12 protein-coding genes are annotated in these 16,900 nt (G+C 72.2%); 3 read left to right on the top strand and 9 right to left on the bottom strand.

All coding sequences use genetic code 11. From position 1 onward, the window contains the following. Positions 1-9 precede the first annotated feature (9 nt). On the top strand, positions 10-6,186 hold the full coding sequence (locus AMK31_RS08145) for a type I polyketide synthase (protein ID WP_385310401.1): 6,177 nt from the start codon (positions 10-12) through the stop codon (positions 6,184-6,186). A 254-nt stretch (positions 6,187-6,440) separates the two neighbouring features. On the opposite strand, the gene AMK31_RS08135 is transcribed toward AMK31_RS08145, so the two are convergent. From AMK31_RS08135 to AMK31_RS08100, 8 genes are all read right to left on the bottom strand, one after another. Beyond that, the gene (locus tag AMK31_RS08135) at positions 6,441-7,592 is read right to left on the bottom strand and encodes a zinc-binding dehydrogenase (RefSeq protein WP_073939705.1); all 1,152 of its coding nucleotides are present in this window, start codon (positions 7,590-7,592) and stop codon (positions 6,441-6,443) included. 57 nt (positions 7,593-7,649) lie between these two features. Then, complete coding sequence (locus AMK31_RS08130) at positions 7,650-8,585, bottom strand: ketoacyl-ACP synthase III (RefSeq protein ID WP_073939704.1); 936 nt, start codon at positions 8,583-8,585, stop codon at positions 7,650-7,652. Beyond that, positions 8,582-8,827 carry an acyl carrier protein gene (locus AMK31_RS08125; protein WP_073939703.1) on the bottom strand — a complete coding sequence of 82 codons (246 nt, stop codon included), beginning with the start codon at positions 8,825-8,827 and terminating at the stop codon, positions 8,582-8,584. Before AMK31_RS08125 ends, AMK31_RS08130 begins: the two co-directional genes overlap by 4 nt. Before the next feature lie 46 nt (positions 8,828-8,873). Next, the gene (locus AMK31_RS08120; protein WP_241842581.1) at positions 8,874-9,122 is read right to left on the bottom strand and encodes a lipoyl domain-containing protein; all 249 of its coding nucleotides are present in this window, start codon (positions 9,120-9,122) and stop codon (positions 8,874-8,876) included. Further along, the gene (locus tag AMK31_RS08115) at positions 9,119-10,075 is read right to left on the bottom strand and encodes an alpha-ketoacid dehydrogenase subunit beta (protein WP_241842580.1); all 957 of its coding nucleotides are present in this window, start codon (positions 10,073-10,075) and stop codon (positions 9,119-9,121) included. The genes AMK31_RS08120 and AMK31_RS08115 overlap by 4 nt, the downstream gene beginning before the upstream one ends. Before the next feature lie 23 nt (positions 10,076-10,098). Continuing rightward, positions 10,099-11,004, bottom strand: a complete 906-nt coding sequence (locus AMK31_RS08110; protein WP_079186762.1) for a thiamine pyrophosphate-dependent dehydrogenase E1 component subunit alpha — start codon at positions 11,002-11,004, stop codon at positions 10,099-10,101. Between the two features lie 353 nt (positions 11,005-11,357). Next, a complete protein-coding gene (locus AMK31_RS08105; protein ID WP_073939701.1) occupies positions 11,358-12,131 on the bottom strand; it encodes a thioesterase II family protein in 774 nt (257 codons plus the stop codon). Positions 12,132-12,223: 92 nt separating this feature from the next. Further along, entirely contained in the window at positions 12,224-13,249 is a 1,026-nt protein-coding gene (locus AMK31_RS08100) for a BtrH N-terminal domain-containing protein (RefSeq protein WP_073939700.1), read from the bottom strand. 180 nt (positions 13,250-13,429) lie between these two features. Between AMK31_RS08100 and AMK31_RS08090 the strand changes: the two genes are divergently transcribed. Further along, positions 13,430-14,986: an alpha/beta hydrolase gene (locus AMK31_RS08090; protein ID WP_241842579.1), complete on the top strand. Its 1,557-nt coding sequence runs from the start codon at positions 13,430-13,432 to the stop codon at positions 14,984-14,986. A 10-nt stretch (positions 14,987-14,996) separates the two neighbouring features. Here AMK31_RS08090 and AMK31_RS08085 read toward each other — a convergent pair whose 3' ends face one another. Further along, entirely contained in the window at positions 14,997-15,680 is a 684-nt protein-coding gene (locus tag AMK31_RS08085) for a hypothetical protein (RefSeq protein WP_073939698.1), read from the bottom strand. 569 nt (positions 15,681-16,249) lie between these two features. Here AMK31_RS08085 and AMK31_RS08080 point away from each other — a divergent pair. Next, positions 16,250-16,876, top strand: a complete 627-nt coding sequence (locus AMK31_RS08080) for a dihydrofolate reductase family protein (RefSeq protein ID WP_073939697.1) — start codon at positions 16,250-16,252, stop codon at positions 16,874-16,876. The last annotated feature ends 24 nt before the right edge of the window (positions 16,877-16,900 follow it).

Raw genomic sequence — 16,900 nt, 5'->3', positions numbered from 1 at the left:
GACGAGTACGTGATGAATGAGGAAAAGCTCCTCAGCTATCTCCGCCGTGTGACCGCCGACCTCCAGGAGGCGAAGCTGCGCGTGCGCGAGCTGGAGGCCGGCAGCCAGGAGCCGATCGCCATCGTGGGCATGGCCTGCCGCTACCCCGGCGGCGTCATGTCCCCGGAGGACCTGTGGCGACTGGTCTCCGAGGGCACCGACACCGTGTCCGGCCTCCCCAGGGACCGCGGCTGGGACGTCGACGGCCTCTACGACCCCGACCCGGACCGCATCGGCACCGCCTACACCCGCGAAGGCGCCTTCCTGTACGACGCCGGGGACTTCGACCCCGCCCCGTTCGGCATCTCCCCGCGCGAGGCACTGGCCACCGACCCCCAGCACCGCCTGCTCCTGGAGACCTCCTGGGAGGCGTTCGAACGGGCCGGCATCGCCCCGTCCGCGCTGAAGGGCAGCCGCACCGGCGTGTTCGCCGGGGTGATGTACCACGACTACGCCGCCCGGCTGCGCGCCGTGCCCGACGACGTCGCCGGCTACATCGGCAACGGCAACTCCGGCAGCATCGCCTCCGGCCGGCTCGCGTACACCTACGGGCTCGAAGGCCCCGCCGTCACCCTCGACACGGCCTGCTCGTCCTCCCTGGTCGCCCTCCACCTCGCCGTCCAGGCGCTGCGCTCCGGGGAGTGCACCATGGCCCTGGCCGGCGGTGTCTCCGTGATGGCCTCCCCGGTCACCCTGCTGGAGTTCTCCCGGCAGCGGGGCCTCGCCCCCGACGGCCGGGTGAAGGCCTTCGCGGCCGCCGCCGACGGCACCGGCCTCGGCGAGGGCGTCGGCATGCTGCTGCTGGAGCGGCTCTCCGACGCCCGGCGCAACGGCCGTCCGGTCCTCGCCGTCGTACGCGGCACCGCCGTCAACCAGGACGGCGCCTCCAACGGCATGACCGCCCCCAACGGCCCCTCGCAGCAGCGCGTCATCCGCCAGGCCCTCGCCGACGCCCGGCTTGCCGCCGACGAGATCGACGCGGTGGAGGCGCACGGCACCGGCACCCGGCTCGGCGACCCCATCGAGGCCCAGGCCCTGCTGGCCACCTACGGCCAGGGCCGGCCCGAGGACCGGCCGCTGTGGCTGGGCTCCATCAAGACGAACATCGGGCACACCCAGGCCGCCGCCGGTGTCGCCGGCGTCATCAAGATGGTCATGGCGATGCGGCACGGCGAACTGCCGCGCACCCTGCACGTGGACGAGCCCTCACCCCAGGTGGACTGGTCCGCGGGCGCGGTGGAACTGCTGACCGAGCCACGCGACTGGCCCCGGACCGGCCGCCCGCGCCGCGCCGCCGTGTCCTCCTTCGGCATCAGCGGCACCAACGCGCACGCCATCGTGGAGCAGGCCCCCGCCGCGGAGCCTGCGGACCCGGCCGAGACCCCGGAGCCCACCGTCCGCACCACCACGGTGCCCTGGGTGCTCACCGCCAGGTCCGAGGACGCCCTGCGCGCCCAGGCCCGCCGGCTGCGCACCCACCTCGACACCCACCCGGACGGCGCGCCGCAGGACATCGGCCTGTCCCTGGTGACCTCCCGCACCCTCATGGACCACCGCGCCGCCGTCGTCGCCGCGGACCGGGACGCCCTCGCCGCCGGCCTGACCGCCCTCGCCGAGGGCGGGGACGCGCCGGGCGTCGTACGAGGCACGGTCTCCCGCCGCGGCAAGTCCGCGTTCCTGTTCACGGGGCAGGGAGCGCAGCGGGTCGGGATGGGCCGTGAGCTGTATGCGGCGTTCCCGGTGTTCGCGGAGGCGTTCGACGCGGTGTGCGCGCGGTTCGACGCGGAGTTGGACCGGCCGCTCAAGGACGTGGTCTTCGAGGACGCGGCTGCGCTGGACCAGACCGTTTACACGCAGGCGGCACTGTTCGCCCTCGAAGTGGCGCTGTTCCGGCTGCTGGAGTCCTGGGGCCTGACCCCGGACGTCCTGCTCGGCCACTCGATCGGCGAGCTGGCCGCCGCGCATGTGGCGGGCGTGTGGTCGCTGGAGGACGCGTGCACGCTGGTCGCGGCGCGTGGCCGTCTGATGCAGGCGCTTCCGTCCGGCGGGGCGATGGTGGCCGTACAGGCGACGGAGGCCGAGGTCGCCGAGGCGCTGACCGGTGACGCCGTGTCGATCGCGGCCATCAACGGTCCGTCGTCCGTGGTGATTTCGGGTGACGAGTCCGAAGTGCTGGAGATCGCTGCCCGTTTCGCCGAGCAGGGCCGCAAGACCAAGCGCCTGACGGTCTCCCACGCCTTCCACTCCCCGCGCATGGAGCCGATGCTGGCCGAGTTCCGCGCGGTCGCCGACAAGCTCACCTACGACGCGCCGCGCATCCCCCTCGTCTCGAACCTGACCGGTACGACGGCCACCGCCGACGAGCTGTGCACCCCCGACTACTGGGTGCGCCACGTCCTCGAGGCCGTCCGTTTCGCGGACGGGGTCAGGACACTCGACGAGCTGGGTGTCCGCACGCTCGTCGAGCTGGGCCCGGACGGCGTCCTGTCCGCGATGGGCCAGGCCGCCTCCGACGGCCTGTTCGTACCCGCGCTCCGCGCGGACCGTGCCGAGGCGCAGACCCTGACCACGGCCGTCGCCCAGGCCCACGTCCGCGGCGTGCCGGTCGACTGGCCGGCGTTCTTCGCGGGCCGCGGGGCCAGGACGGTCGACGTGCCCACATACGCCTTCCAGCGCGAGCGGTACTGGCTCGACGACGGACTCCCGGCCGGGGACGTCGAGTTCGCCGGACTGGGGACGACGGACCACCCGCTGCTCGGCGCGGCGGTGGAACTCCCGGACAGCGGCGGCGCGCTGTACACCGGACGGCTCTCGGCCGACGCCCACCCCTGGCTGGCCGACCACACCGTGGCCGGTGCGGTGCTGCTGCCCGGTACGGCCCTGGTGGACGTGGCGCTGCGGGCCGGGGAGGGGCTGGGCTGCGGTGAGCTGAGCGAGCTGACGCTGCGGGCTCCGCTGGTCCTACCGGAGCAGGGCGCGGTCACCCTCCAGGCGGTCGTCGGCGCGCCGGACGAGCGCGGCTCCCGGCCCCTGCGGATGTACTCGCGGGCGGCGGGCGCCGACGGCGAGGGCGAGTGGACGCTCAACGCGGAGGGTGTGCTCGGCGCGACGTCCGACGCCGCCTTCCCGTGGACGCCGGGGGAGTGGCCGCCGGCCGGCTCCGAGCCGCTGCCGGTGGACGGGCTGTACCAGCGGCTCGCCGACGGCGGGCTGGAGTACGGGCCCGCGTTCCAGGGACTGCGGGCGGCCTGGCAGCTCGGCGACGAGGTGTACGCGGAGGTGGCCGCGCCGCAGGCGGTGCGGGACTCCGCCGAGGGCTTCGGGCTGCACCCGGCCCTGCTGGACGCGGCCATGCACGGACTGAACCTGGGCGGCCTGCTCGCCGACGACGGCCAGGGGCGGCTGCCGTTCTCCTGGAACGGGGTGCGGCTGCACCGGGCGGGCGCGGCCACCCTGCGGGTACGGCTGGCCCCGGCCGGGCCCGACGCGGTGTCGTTCGCCGCCGTCGACCCCTCCGGGGATCCGGTGGCGTCCGTTGACTCGCTGGTGCTGCGGCCGGTCGGCGTCGAACAGATGCGGGCAGGCGCCTACCAGCGCTCCCTGTTCCGGTTGGACTGGACGCCGCTCACGGCGGGACGGGCCCGCCCCGTGCGGTGCGCGCTGCTGGGCCCCGACACCCTCCTGGGCCCGGCGTTCGAGAACGCGGGCGGCACCGTGGACCGGCACCGGGACCTGCCGGCGCTGGCGGAGTCCCTGCGGGAGCCCGGTGCCGTCACCCCCGAGCTCGTGCTGGTCGGCGTACCCGAACCGGCGGGCGACGAGACGCCGGTGGAGCGTGCGCACCGGCTGGCCGGGGACGTCCTCGGGCTGCTCCAGAACTGGCTGGCGGACGGACGGTTCGCCTCGGCCCGGCTGGTGATCGTCACGCGGGGCGCGGCCGCACCGCCCGTGGCGGATCCGGCGGCGGCGACCGTGTGGGGGCTGGTGCGCTCCGCGCAGGCCGAGCACCCCGGCCGTATCGTCCTGCTGGACGTGGACACCGCGCAGGAGTCCGCCGCCGCGGTGCCCGCCGCCCTCGGCACCGACGAACCGCAGCTGATCATCCGTCAGGGCGTGGTGTCGGCGGCCCGGCTGGCCCGCGCGGCGGTGACCGCCCCGGCCGACGCGGGCACACGCGCGCACGGCACCGTCCTCGTCACCGGAGGCACCGGAGCGCTCGGCGCCCTCGTGGCCCGGCACCTCGTGACCGAACACGGCGTACCGCGGCTGCTGCTCACCAGCAGGCGGGGCGAGGACGCCCCCGGAGCCGCCGAACTGGCCGCGGAACTGCGCGGACTGGGCGCGTCCGTGACCGTCGCCGCCGTCGACGTCGCCGACCGCGACGCACTGGCGAAGGTGCTCGCCGCCGTACCGGACGAGCACCCGCTGACCGGAGTGGTGCACACGGCGGGCGTGGTCGCGGACGGTGTGATCGGCTCGCAGACCCCGCAGCGGCTGGCCTCGGTGCTGCGGCCCAAGGTGGACGGCGCCTGGAACCTGCACGAGCTGACCGCCGACGCGGACCTCTCCCTGTTCGTGCTGTTCTCCTCGCTGGCGGGCACCCTGGGCGGCGCCGGACAGGGCAACTACGCCGCCGCCAACGCCTTCCTGGACACGCTCGCCGAGCACCGGCGGGCGAGCGGCCGGCCCGCGGTCTCCCTGGCGTGGGGCATGTGGGCGCGGCTCAGCGGCATGACCGAAGGGCTCGGCGAGGCCGAGTTGCAGCGGCTGCGGCGGGCGGGCCTCGGCGCGCTGTCGGACCAGGAGGGCCTGGCGGTCCTCGACGCGGCCGGCCGTGGCGAGCACGCCACACTCGTGCCCGTCCGGCTCGACCCCAGCGGGCTCGGCGGGCAGTCGTCGGGCGACCTGCTGCCCCCGCTGCTGCGGGACCTGGTGCGGGCCCCGGCGCGCCGCGCCCGGCCCACGGCCGCCGAGACCGGCCGTCTGCGGCAGACGCTCGCGGAACTGCCGGAGGCCGAGCGGGAGCAGTACCTCGGCACGGCGGTACGCGACCACGTCGCCGCCGTGCTCGGCCACTCCTCCGGCACGGTGATCGACGCGGACCAGCCGTTCACGGACATGGGCTTCGACTCCCTGGGCGCCATCGAACTGCGCAACCGGCTCACCGCCGCAGGCGGCGTCCAGCTGCCGGCCACGCTGATCTTCGACCATCCGACGCCCGCCGCGGTCGCCGCCCACCTGCGGGAGCTGCTGGCGACGGCCACCGATGCCGAAGCCGCACCGCAGGCCCGCCCGGCGGCCGGCCGCACCTCCTCCCCAGAAGGCTCCGTGGAGGCGCTGTTCCGGCAGGCGTGCGAGGCCGAGCAGTACAAGGACGGCGTGGAACTGCTGATGGCGGCCTCCCGGATCCGCCCCGCCTTCACCACGGCGGACGCCTCCCGGCACGCCCCGAAGCCGGCGCGGCTCAGCCACGGACCCCAGGGGCCCGCGCTCGTCTGCTTCGCCGCCCCGGTGGCGCTGTCCAGCGCCCACCAGTACGCGCGGTTCGCTACGGCCTTCCACGACGTCCGGGACGTGTCGGTGCTGGTGCCGACCGGCTTCGCCGACGGAGAGGCACTGCCGCGGTCGGTCGAGGCGGCCGTCGCCGCCCAGGCGGACGCGGCCCTGGAGCTGGCCGACGGGGGACCGGTGGTGCTGGTCGGGCACTCCTCCGGCGGCTGGCTCGCGCACGCCGTGGCCGCGCGGCTGGAGAGCACCGGCGTCCAGCCCGCCGGCGTGGTGCTGCTGGACACCTATCTGCCCGGCAACGACGTCGTCGACGGCTTCGCCTCGGTCTTCATGGACAGCATGTTCGACCGGGAAGGGCTGGTGGACGGGGTGGACTTCACCCGGCTGACCGCCATGGGCGGCTACTTCCGGCTCTTCGCGGACTGGGAACCGGCCGAGATCACGGCACCCACCCTGTTCGTCCGCGCCGGAGAACGCATAGCTCCCGGCGACGCAAACGGAACCCCCGCCCCGCAGGCGTTCTGGCAACTGCCGCACACGGCCGTCGAGGTGCCGGGGAACCACTGGTCGATGATGGAGGCACAGGCCGCCGCGACGGCCCGCCCGGTCGTCGACTGGCTCGCCCGCACCCGGCCCTGACAACGTGAGAAGGCCCCGCCCGGCGTCCGTGAGACGCCGGGCGGGGCCTTTTCGGTCCCGGTTCGGGGCTAGGCCCCGTCGTTTGGATCATCCCGGCGTCGCAGGGTCTGGCACGCACATCTGCCGCGTTGTCGTCAGTCGCCGACGCGCCGCGTCGACTCCCTCCTCCGCCTTGCGGCTGCACGCACCAGACCCCGCTCGACTCGGCCGGGACGCACCGTCCCTCACAGCCGGGCTGATCCAAACGACAGAGCCTAGACCGGGTTCACGCTGTACAGCGGGAAGTAGGACCCGATCCGGCCCTCCGCGTAGTCGTCGGCCAGCTTCGGCACCTCGTCGAAGTCGTAGACCACCGTCGACCCCTCCGGCGCCATCCAGCCGCTGGACTCCTGGAAGTCCCGGATCTCCGGCGAGTCCGGCAGCCGCCACACGTGCGTGTTCACATGGATGTGCCGGCTGATGCACTCTGCGCCCCGCAGATGGGACAGCCGCATGCCCGCCTTCCAGCCGCACGTGGTGACCACGCCCTGCCGGGCGAGGGACTTCACGGTGACGTCGTACAGCGGCTCACCGATGTTGTCCACGAAGACCGCGACGCCCTTGCCGTCGCTCAACTCGTCGACCAGGCCCAGGAAGGCGTCGACCGACTGCCGGCGGCGGGCCTGCCGGTCCCGGTCCGCCCGCGCCTGGCGGGGCGGCAGGGACAGGTCCGGGTAGAGCCGGCGGTCCACCGGGACGATGCCGTGCTCGCGCAGGAAGGCGATCCGCTCGTCCGAGCCCGCCGTCATCGCCACCCGGAACCCGGCACGCTTGGCCAGCATCAGTTCGGCGAACGCCACCCCGCCGCCCCAGCCGAACACCAGGTGCCCGGCCGGGTCGTCGTCGGCGATCTGCGTCCGCCAGCAGCCGTACGCCTTCTGCCAGTTGTCCCACGCCGTGAAGTACCGGCCGTAGGTGGCCCACTGGGGCAGCGAGTAGGCGGTGTCGGCCGGGATCGGCAGCAGCACCCGCGTGTCCATCTTGGACCGCTTGGTCAGCAGACCGATGGTGTTCGGGGCGTCGTAGGCGTAGGCGAGTTCGGCGTAGCCGTAGGGGTCGCACACGCCGAACGGCAGCAGCAGGCACAGGTCGCCCTCGCGGACCCGCACGTCCCGGCCGCCCGCGTTCACCTTGAGGACGCGGACCACCCCCAGATTGCCGAGGACCACCGCGTCCTCGCCGCGGCTGCTGCACACATCGATCGGCGAACGGGCCAGCGCGTGATCGATGTTGGCCTCCCAGGAGCCGAGGATCGGCTCCACCAGGGCCTCACCCTCCTCCAGCGGGCCGAAGGTGAAAAGGTCCCGTTGCAGAGCGCCGCCCGGGCCGCCGTCGAGCGTGCCGACGAGCGAACCGGAGCGAAGCACCCAGGCTTCAGGCGAGTAGATGACAACCTCCCAAGATCGAGGAATTCTCGTGCCCGGCTACCGGGCCGCCGGTATCCGGTAGCTCACCGACACGCCGCCCCAGGCCTCGCCCGCGCCGTACGCGACGGCCCCCAGCCGGCCCTCGGCGGGCAGCGAGCCCGCACCCAGCTCGTCGGCGAACGCGAGCGGGATCGACGCCGACGAGGTGTTGCCGAAGTGGGCGATGCGGTTCACGAAGGGCACGCCGAGGTCGGCGGTGAACGTGCGGACCTGCTCCAGGATGCGGCCGTTGGCCTGATGACCGACCAGCACCGTCGGCGCCGGGTCCCGCTCGGCGAGGTACCGCGCCGACTCCGACATCCGGCGCACCGCACGGTCGTACACCTGCACCCCGTCGAGATGGATCCCGCCGGCATCGGTCTCCCGCATCAGTCCCTCACCGGAACCGTCGCTGCCCGCGACATGCCGGAACGGCGCGAACTCCGGCCGCCGCTCCAGCAGTACGGCGGCGGCCCCGTCGGCGAACAGGCAGGCGGTCTGCCGGTCGCTCCGGTCCACCAGCCGCGACATGGCCTCCACCGAGCACACCAGCACCGACGACGCCTGCCCGGCCTCACACAGGGACAGCCCCGTGACCATCCCGTACACGAACCCGCAGCACGCCGCGTTCATGTCGAAGGCCATGACCGACGACGGCAGCCCGGCCAGCTCCGCCACCTTCTGGGCGATGCCCGGGACCCGCTGCCGTACGGACGTGCTGACCACGACGAGCGCTCCGACGGACGCCGGGTCGGCCATCCGGCCCACGACCGGAGCGCAGGCCTCCGCCGCCACGTCCACCAGCGAGACGTCGTCGTCGAGCCAGCCGCGGGAGGCGATCCCGCTGCGGCGCCTGATCCACTCGTCGGTCAGGCCGATCGCGTCGAAGTGCGAGTTGTCGATCGTCCGGCCCGGCTTCGCGGTGGCGATGTCGACGATGCCCGCGCTCGTCACCGCTCGGCCAGCTTCACGAAGTAGGCGGTGAAGTCCTGGAGCAGACCGAAGCCCGCGGTCTCCCGCAGATCGGCCTTGACCTGCAGCTCCCGCTCCAGCAGCTGGGTCAGCTCGACGATGTCGAGGGAGTCCAGGTCCAGGTCGCCCACCGGCCGCTCGAGGTCGTCGTAACCCAGCGACGGGTCCCGCTGCCGCAGCTTGGTGAGCATGATGTCGGCGATCCGGCGTTCGATGTCGTTCATTTCTCTCTCCTCGGAGAACATGGGTGCTCGGAAATCACGGCGGCGGCTACTCGGCCGCCAGCTGGTACAGCACGTCGCCGGACTTGAGGATGGTGCCGGCCGCCGCGGACCGGGCGGCGACGCGTCCGCCCCGCTCCGCCAGGACCTCGGTGCTCGCCTTGTCGGTCTCCATCACCGCGATCACGTCCCCCCGCTCGACGTGGTCCCCGACCTCGGCGACCCACTCGACGAGCAGGGCCTCGGCGAGGCCGTGCCCGAAGCTCGGGACGTGCATGTCGATGTGCTCAACGCTCACTTCATCATCACCAGAACCTCGTCCGTGATCTCTCGCACGCCGATCAGATAGTCGTTCTCGAAGTCCGCCGGGGGATACGCGCGGCGGTCGGGCGCCAGCCGCCGGACCGGGCAGCGCAGCGAGTCGAAGCCGTGCTCGGCCACCGCGGCGGCGACCTCCGCGCCGATCCCGGCGAACTTCGTCGCCTCGTGCACGATCAGCAGCCGCCCGGTCCGGGCCACGGACTCCAGGACGGTGTCCATGTCGATCGGCGCGACCCAGCGCAGGTCCACCACCTCCACGTCCACCGTGTCGCCGAGCGCGTGCGCCGCCTGAAGGACCTCGTTGGTGACGGCGCCGAAGGTCACCACGGTCACGTCGGTGCCCGGCCGGACGATCCGGGCCGCCGTCGGCGACTTCGCCGGCACGTCGCTGCGCACGGGCGCCGTCCTGCGCCAGTAGAGCCGGATCGGCTCGTGCATCACCACGGGGGAGCCCAGCCCCACCGCGTACCGCAGGATCTGGTCGGCGTCCTCACCCGTGGACGGATACGCCACCGAGATGCCGGGGGCACGCGCGAACAGCGCCTCGTTGGACTCGCTGTGGTGCTCGACGCCGCGGATGCCGCCACCGGACGGGATACGCACCACCAGACTCGGACTGACCTGCCCGTTCCAGCGGTTGCCGATCCGGGCCGCCTGGGTGACCAGCTGGTTCACCGCCGGGTACACGAACCCGTCGAACTGGATCTCGCACACCGGCACCAGCCCGCTGATCGCCATCCCGACCGCCTGGCCGACGATGGTGGACTCCGCCAGCAGCGAGTCACGCACCCGGTCCCTGCCGAACCGCTCCTGGAGGCCCCGGGTCACCCGGAACACCCCGCCCAGCCGTCCGATGTCCTCGCCGAGCAGCAGCACCCGCGGGTCCTGCTCCATCAGGTCGGCGAGGGTCGCGTTGATCGTCTCCGCCATGCTGGCGGGTCGTCCCGGGGCCATCACGCATACCTCTTCATCAGCTGGTTCCGCAGCTCCCGGACCTCCGCGTCGACGGACTCCCGCCAGGCGGCGTCCACCACCCCCTCGCCGGTCAGCCGGTCCGCGTAGGCGGTCACCGGATCCGACTCCCGGGTGCTCGCGATGTCGTCCCGGCTGCGGTACAGCTCCTGGGCGTCGGAGGTCGAATGGCCGTGGATCCGGCCCACCGAAATCTCCACCAGATACGGGGACTTGGACTCGCGTACGTGCCGGGCGGCCTCGTGGCAGGCGGCGAAGACGGCCTCCGGGTCCTGCCCGGACAGCCTGGCCGACTCGATGCCGAAGCCCCGGGCCCGCTCGGCGACGGAGGTGCGCATCTGCTCGCCGGCCGGCTTGGAGATGGCCCAGCCGTTGTTCTGGCAGACGAACAGCACCGACGCGGACTCGACGGCGGCCAGGTTCATCGCCTCGGACATGTCGCCCTCGCTGGTGGCGCCGTCGCCGACGTAGACGACGACGAAGTCCTCCCGTCCCTGCAGCCGTTGACCGAGGGAGTAGCCGACACCGTGCAGCGTCTGCGCCGCCAGCACCAGCGTGTAGGGGAAGAAGCGCTGCTGCCAGGGATCCCAGCCGCAGAACGTCCGGCCGGCCCACTGGGCGAGCAGTTCGTCCGGGGCGACGCCCCGGAGCAGGGCCACCGCGTGTTCACGGTAGCTGGGGAAGATCGCCGGCTCCGGTCCCACCGCCAGGGCGGACCCCACCTGCGCGGCCTCCTGGCCCTGACACGACAGCCAGAGATCGAGCGCTCCCTGTTTCTGGAGCTGCCGGGCCTCCTCGTCGACGCCCCGTGCCACCAGCATGTGGCGCAGCAGGGACCGGCGTGTGCCGTCGTCCAGTCCCCGCTCGGATAGCGGTTTTGTGGTCATCACATTCGAACCCCCGTGTCCCTTGTGTCCTTGGTGTGGATGCCGGTCAGTGGGTGGCCTCGGCCGCTGCCACGATCGGACCCGCGAAAAGGGGGATGGAGAACGCGTGCCGGATCACGGCACTGGTGTTCGGTCGTGGTGCGGACAGCTTCGAAGAAGCGTTACGGCTGTCTGGGCGGCCTCGCGGACACACGGCCCGCCGACGGCGGTACGGCCGGGCCCGACACCATGCACTGAACGGTCACGCAGATTCCTCCCCCGTCGCACGGGCGACTCGCACCCGCGCTGTACCGCACACTACCGAAACCGTCTCAGGCGACACAGTCAGGGTCGCCCGATGATCCGCAGGTCCCTCAGACCCGTTCGGCCTCGGTCAGCCGCGCCAGCCGGTCGGCGATGATGCCGGTCACCTCGGTCTGGCGGTCCATCAGATAGAAGTGCCCGCCCGGCATGGTGAACGTCTCGAAGGCGCCGGTGGTGTGTTCGGCCCAGGCGTCGGCGTCGCCCGCCGGGACCTTCGGGTCGTCCTCACCGTTCAATGCGATCACGGGGCAGCTCAGCGGCGGACCCGGCCGGTACCGGTAGCTCTCCACGACCTCGTAGTCCGCGCGGATCACCGGCAGCGCGAGCTGCACCAGTTCCTCGTTGTCGAAGACACGCGGGTCGGTGCCGCCGAGCCGGCGCATCTGCTCGATCAGCGTCCGGTCGTCCGGGCGCCCGTCGAACTCCCGCCGGTGGCGCGACGGGGCACCCCGCCCTGACACGAACAGCGCGACCGGAGGGCGGCCCATGGCCTCCAGCCGCCGCGCCACCTCGAACCCGAGTACCGCCCCCAGGCTGTGCCCGAACACGGCGAGCCCGCGATCACTCCACGGCACCAACTCCGCGACCAGGCCCGCCGCGAGGTCGTCCACACGCGTCAGCAACCGCTCGTGCCGACGGTCCATCCGGCCCGGGTACTGCACGGCGAGCGTGTCGATCCCCGGGCCCAGCTCCTTGGCCAGCCCGGCGTAGAAGGGCGCCGAACCCCCCGCGTGCGGCAGGCACACCAGCCGGACCGGCGCGTCGGGTGCGGGCGAGTACCGCCGTATCCACGCGGAGCTGGGGGAACTGTCGGCCGCGGTCATGTGACTCCTTGGTTCTGTGGTGCGGATCAAGCGCGCGGAGCACGCGGAAGGCTCGGGGGTGAGGTGTTGATCCACCGTACTGGTCCGGCGAACTAGTGATCCACATTTTTCGAATGCGTGTCCGCTCGTGTCGTGCCCAGGCGTCTGAGCGCCCGCATGGCCTCGCGCTCCACGCGGGACAGCTCGCTCAGGACGGCGCCCGCCTGTTCGAGGCACTGCGCGTCGCCCGACTCACCGGCCTTCGCGATCAGGGCGGCGACTTCCGTCCACATCGTGGCGGCCTCGCTGTACAGCCGGTGTCCGGTGCGCAGATCGTCGCTGTCGAGGAGCTGGACGCATTCGGCGAGGAAGTCACGGTACAGATTCCGGAACAGGGCCCCTCCGGTGCCGGCCTTCTCCATCAGGAGGGCGGCCTGGCCCAGGTCCCGTCGCGGGTCGTCGGCGCGCCGGAGCCATGTGCGCACCAGCTTGCCGGCCTTGTCGATGCCGCGGTGGCCCAGGTTGGCGATGGGCGGCTCCAGGAAGGCGTCCGCGCAGGCGGTGATGGCGGGAACGATCGTGTCCCGCGGAGAGGGCGCGTGCGTCGGAACGGTGAGGGTGAAGGACCGGTGCTTGGCTGTCATCGGGCCGCGCGCGGCTCTGGCCTCGGCGAGGCCGGTCAGGCTGGTGGACACCGCTCCGCCCTGCTGGTCGGTGTCCACCAGGTAGGCGTTGTCGTCGTCGTATCCGTACAGGGCGACGACATGACCGCCGAAGTGCACCTTCGTCCGGAAGTAGTCCAGGTGGTAGCTGTCGAGCTGCAGTCCGACGGGACGGCCGGCGTCGACGGCGGCCGCCACGTTCTCCCATGCCTTGCGGGGAGAGGTGGTCTCCTGGACCAGGAGCTCCAGCCCGAGCCTGGCGGCCAGGTTCCTGGTGAGTTCGAAAGGCTTGACCCGCCCCCCGAGGAACGGGAACGGCATGTTCTTGCTGTCCCAGTAGACGAACGACAGACCGGAACCGAGGCCGAACAGCATCGGCTCGGACAGATCGAGTCCTTGGTGCCGCAGCAGCACCCCGAGCGCGCTTGTCTCGCAGTGCTGCGCACCGCGGGTATCGATGTCCCTCACCTGTCTCATGTCACAACCCCTCAGGCACCACCCGTAGACAACCCTGACGCATCCTCACCCTCGCCCCGGTGCTCTCCCTGATTCCCGCCCTCCACGCTTGCGGCCCCGCTCGGCTCACTGCCACGGTCGATCTGCGGCCACCCGACCCCCATGGTGCCGCAGTCCAAGGACACGGCAGGAAGGCACTCCATGAGGCACTCCATGCATCTGATCTCCAGAGCGTTCGCAGGTGTGCTGGCACTCGGTGTGCTGGCCGCCGTGCCCGCGCACGGTGCCGAGACGGCGGATTCCGGTCCCCGTGACGGAAACCTGACGACACCACGGACCGTCGACTGGAAACCCTGCCCGCAGGACACCTCCGCTGAATGCGGGACCCTGCGCCTGCCCGTGGACTGGGCACACCCGGCGGGCGAGAAGTTCGACCTCGCGGTGGCGCGCCGCAAGGCGGCCGATGCGGAACACCGGGTCGGTGTCCTGCTGGTCAACCCCGGCGGGCCGGGCGAGTCGGGCGTCAACTTCGCCGTGCGGCGCGCCCCCGAGCACTTCAGCGCGGACATCCTGGCACGGTTCGACATCGTCGGGTTCGATCCGCGGGGGATCGGAAGCAGCCAGCCGGTGAAGTGCTCGACGGAGCTGGTGAACCAGCGGCCGTCCGCGTACCCCCGCGACCAGGCGGAGTTCGATCGACTCGCCGAGTACAACCGTGCGTTACGCGCGGACTGCCGCCGCCACAGCGGCCCGATCTTCGACCACGCCGACACCGCGAGCGTCGTCCGGGACATGGACGCGATCCGCACCGCCCTCGGCGAGAAGAAGATCAACTACTTCGGTCACTCCTACGGCACGCTGATCGGCCAGCAATACGCGGAACTCTTCGGCGACCGGCTCCGGTCCATGGCCCTCACCGCGAACATCGACCACAGCCTCGGCACACGGCAGTTCATGGTCTCCTCGGCGGCCACCGCGGAGGACTCCTTCCACCAGTTCGTACGCTGGTGTGACTCCACCCGCTCCTGCGCACTGCACGGCCGGGACGTGACGGCCCTGTGGGACGACCTGCTCGCCAGGGCGGACCGCGGGGAGCTACGCGACCCGGACGCCTGGGAGGACCGTCTCACCGCGAACGACATATCGCTGTTCGGCTTCAAGAGCTTCTACGGCCCGAACCGGGCCGAGCTGGCCGCTTACTTGGCGCGTCTCGACGCCCAGGAACCGACCGTGCCGCAACCCGGCGAACCGGAGTCCTCCGCCGGGCCGACCTCCGCGCAACCGTTCCACGCCGTGTTCTGCCAGGACTGGCGCTTCCGACCGAGGAACTACCGGGAGTACGCCGCCCTGACCGCAGCGGAGCTCCGCGCAGCACCGCACATGCGCGGCTCGACCCGCGTGCACGAGGCGGTCGCCGGATGCGTCGGCTGGCCCGACGAGGTGAACAACCCGCAGCACCGTCTGCGCATCACCGAGGCACCCAAGATCCTCATGCTGCACTCGCGGCACGACCCGGCGAACCACTACGCCTGGGCGGCCAACGTGCACCGGCAGACCCGCGGCACGACCGTCCTGCTTCCCTACGAGGGCGCGGGCCACAGCGTCTACGGCCGCAGCGACTGCACGCGCGACGCGGTCGACGACTACCTCACGGACCTGAAGCTGCCGAGCCCCGGCAGCCGCTGCGCCGGGCCCGCGTCGGCCTCCGCCATCGACCCTGAGGAGCGAGGCGTCTCCCTCGCTCCTCAGGGTCGATGACCGGACCGTCCTAGTCGGCCTGATCGGCGGGGGCCTGCGGCTGAGGCTCCTCCACGGGCGCGTCGGGAGCCGAGTAGAAGACGGAGTTTCCTTGCTTGCTCCGCTGCGCCTGGCTCTTGGCCACGAGCCCTTCGAGGGCGGTGCGCACGACGGTGGTCTTGATGCTGCGCTCGGGGTGGGCCTGCTCGAGCGCGGCGGCGACCTCCGCGGCTGAGCGGGGTTCCTTCGTCTCGGTGAGATGACCGCGCACGAGGGCGACCAGCGTGGGCTCGTCCGCCGTCTTGCCGGAGGCGGCGCCCTTGCCGGCGGCCGCGCTCCTGCGGGTGGCCGTCCCCTTGCCGGTCGCTTGCCTGCCGGGCTTCGTACCGCGGGACGCGGCGGCGGTCTTCTTCGCCCGCGTCTGCTTGGCCTTGCCGGACGCGGGGTTCTTCTTGCGGGGAGCGGGAACTGCCGCCGTACCGGCCGCCGTGCCGACCGCCGTCGCGGTCTCACCGGACGAGGGAGGAAGGCCGAGCGCCTGCTGCATGGTCACCAGGACGGTGTGGTCGTGCCGCAGCTTGGCCAGTTGGCTCTGCAGGACCTCGATCTCCGCGCTGACGCGCTCCTGCTCCTTGACGTTGCTCTGGAGGTCGTCGGCGATCCGGGCCGCGTACTGCGCCGCCAGGTCGCTCGGGGCCGTTGTGTCATCGGACATATGGGTGAACCCTTCCTCGCTCACAACCGAAGTGCGCCTGCCCGGCCCGGAAGAGCCGAGCGAATCCAACGATGCACTGTCGGCCAGTTGGCCGAACATGCTCCCACGCCGTGAGGTGCGGCGATAGTGCGGATCAGTACGGAACAGCACGGATCAACCGAGCCGCAACCCGAAAGTGTTCCGGCCCACCGTCGAAGCGCTCAACTGTTCCCACCACCGGCGTCGGGAAATCGGGTCATGCGCATGAGCGCGGGTTCGTGCCTGAAACCGAGCGCCTCGGAAAGGCCAGCGCACAGGACGCGAGTCCACCGCCGGCCGCCTCGACGACGCAGGCCCGGGCGTCACCGCCGGGCCGCAGCCGGACGGCGAACTGGTCACGGCACAGGGCGAGCCAGTGTGGGCCCGGTGATGGAGGGCGTGTCCAGACGTGCCCAATTCCTAGGACGGCGAATCCGTTGCCGCCGATGGGAACCAATTCCGGCCAGGAGCCGAGTTCGACCCGAGGTTCCCGCCCCCGTTCTGACAGACTTCTTCACCGCCACGGACGTCCTCACCACCGAGGAGAATGCATGAGCAAGGTCTTCGCCACTCTCAGCGTGTCCCTGGACGGCTTCGTCGCCGGTCCCAATTCCCGCCCCGGCAATCCTCTCGGCGACGGCGGAACCCGCCTCCACGAATGGCTCTACGGCGTCGAGACCTGGCGCGCCCGCCAGAGCATCGCCGGCGGACGGACCAACCAGGACGACGACGTCGTCCAGGAGAACTTCGCCCGCACCGGCGCCTACATCATGGGGCGGCACATGTTCGCCGAAGGAGAGGTCGGCTGGCCCGACCCGCCGCCCTTCCGCGCGCCGGTCTTCGTCCTCACCCACACCCCACGGGAGCCCGTGGCCAAGCAGGGCGGCACCACCTTCACCTTCGTGACCGAGGGGATCGACAGCGCGCTGGCCCAGGCCCGCAAGGCCGCGGAGGAGGCAGGGGACAAGGACGTCCAGATCTCCGGCGGCGCCGACACCGTACGGCAGTTCCTCGACGCGCGACTCCTGGACGAACTCCACATCCACCTCGTACCCCTCGTGCTCGGCACGGGCGTTCGGCTGCTCGACGGTGTCTCGCCCGACATCGGCCTCGCACCCACGCGGGTGGTCGACTCCCCGCAGGTCACCCACCTCACGTACCGGATCACGCCGTCCTAGGCGGGCGCGCCCCCACCCCGCCGC

This window comes from Streptomyces sp. TSRI0107, assembly GCF_001905845.1.
Lineage (GTDB): Bacteria > Actinomycetota > Actinomycetes > Streptomycetales > Streptomycetaceae > Streptomyces.
This window is presented reverse-complemented; position numbering and strand designations above follow the sequence as displayed.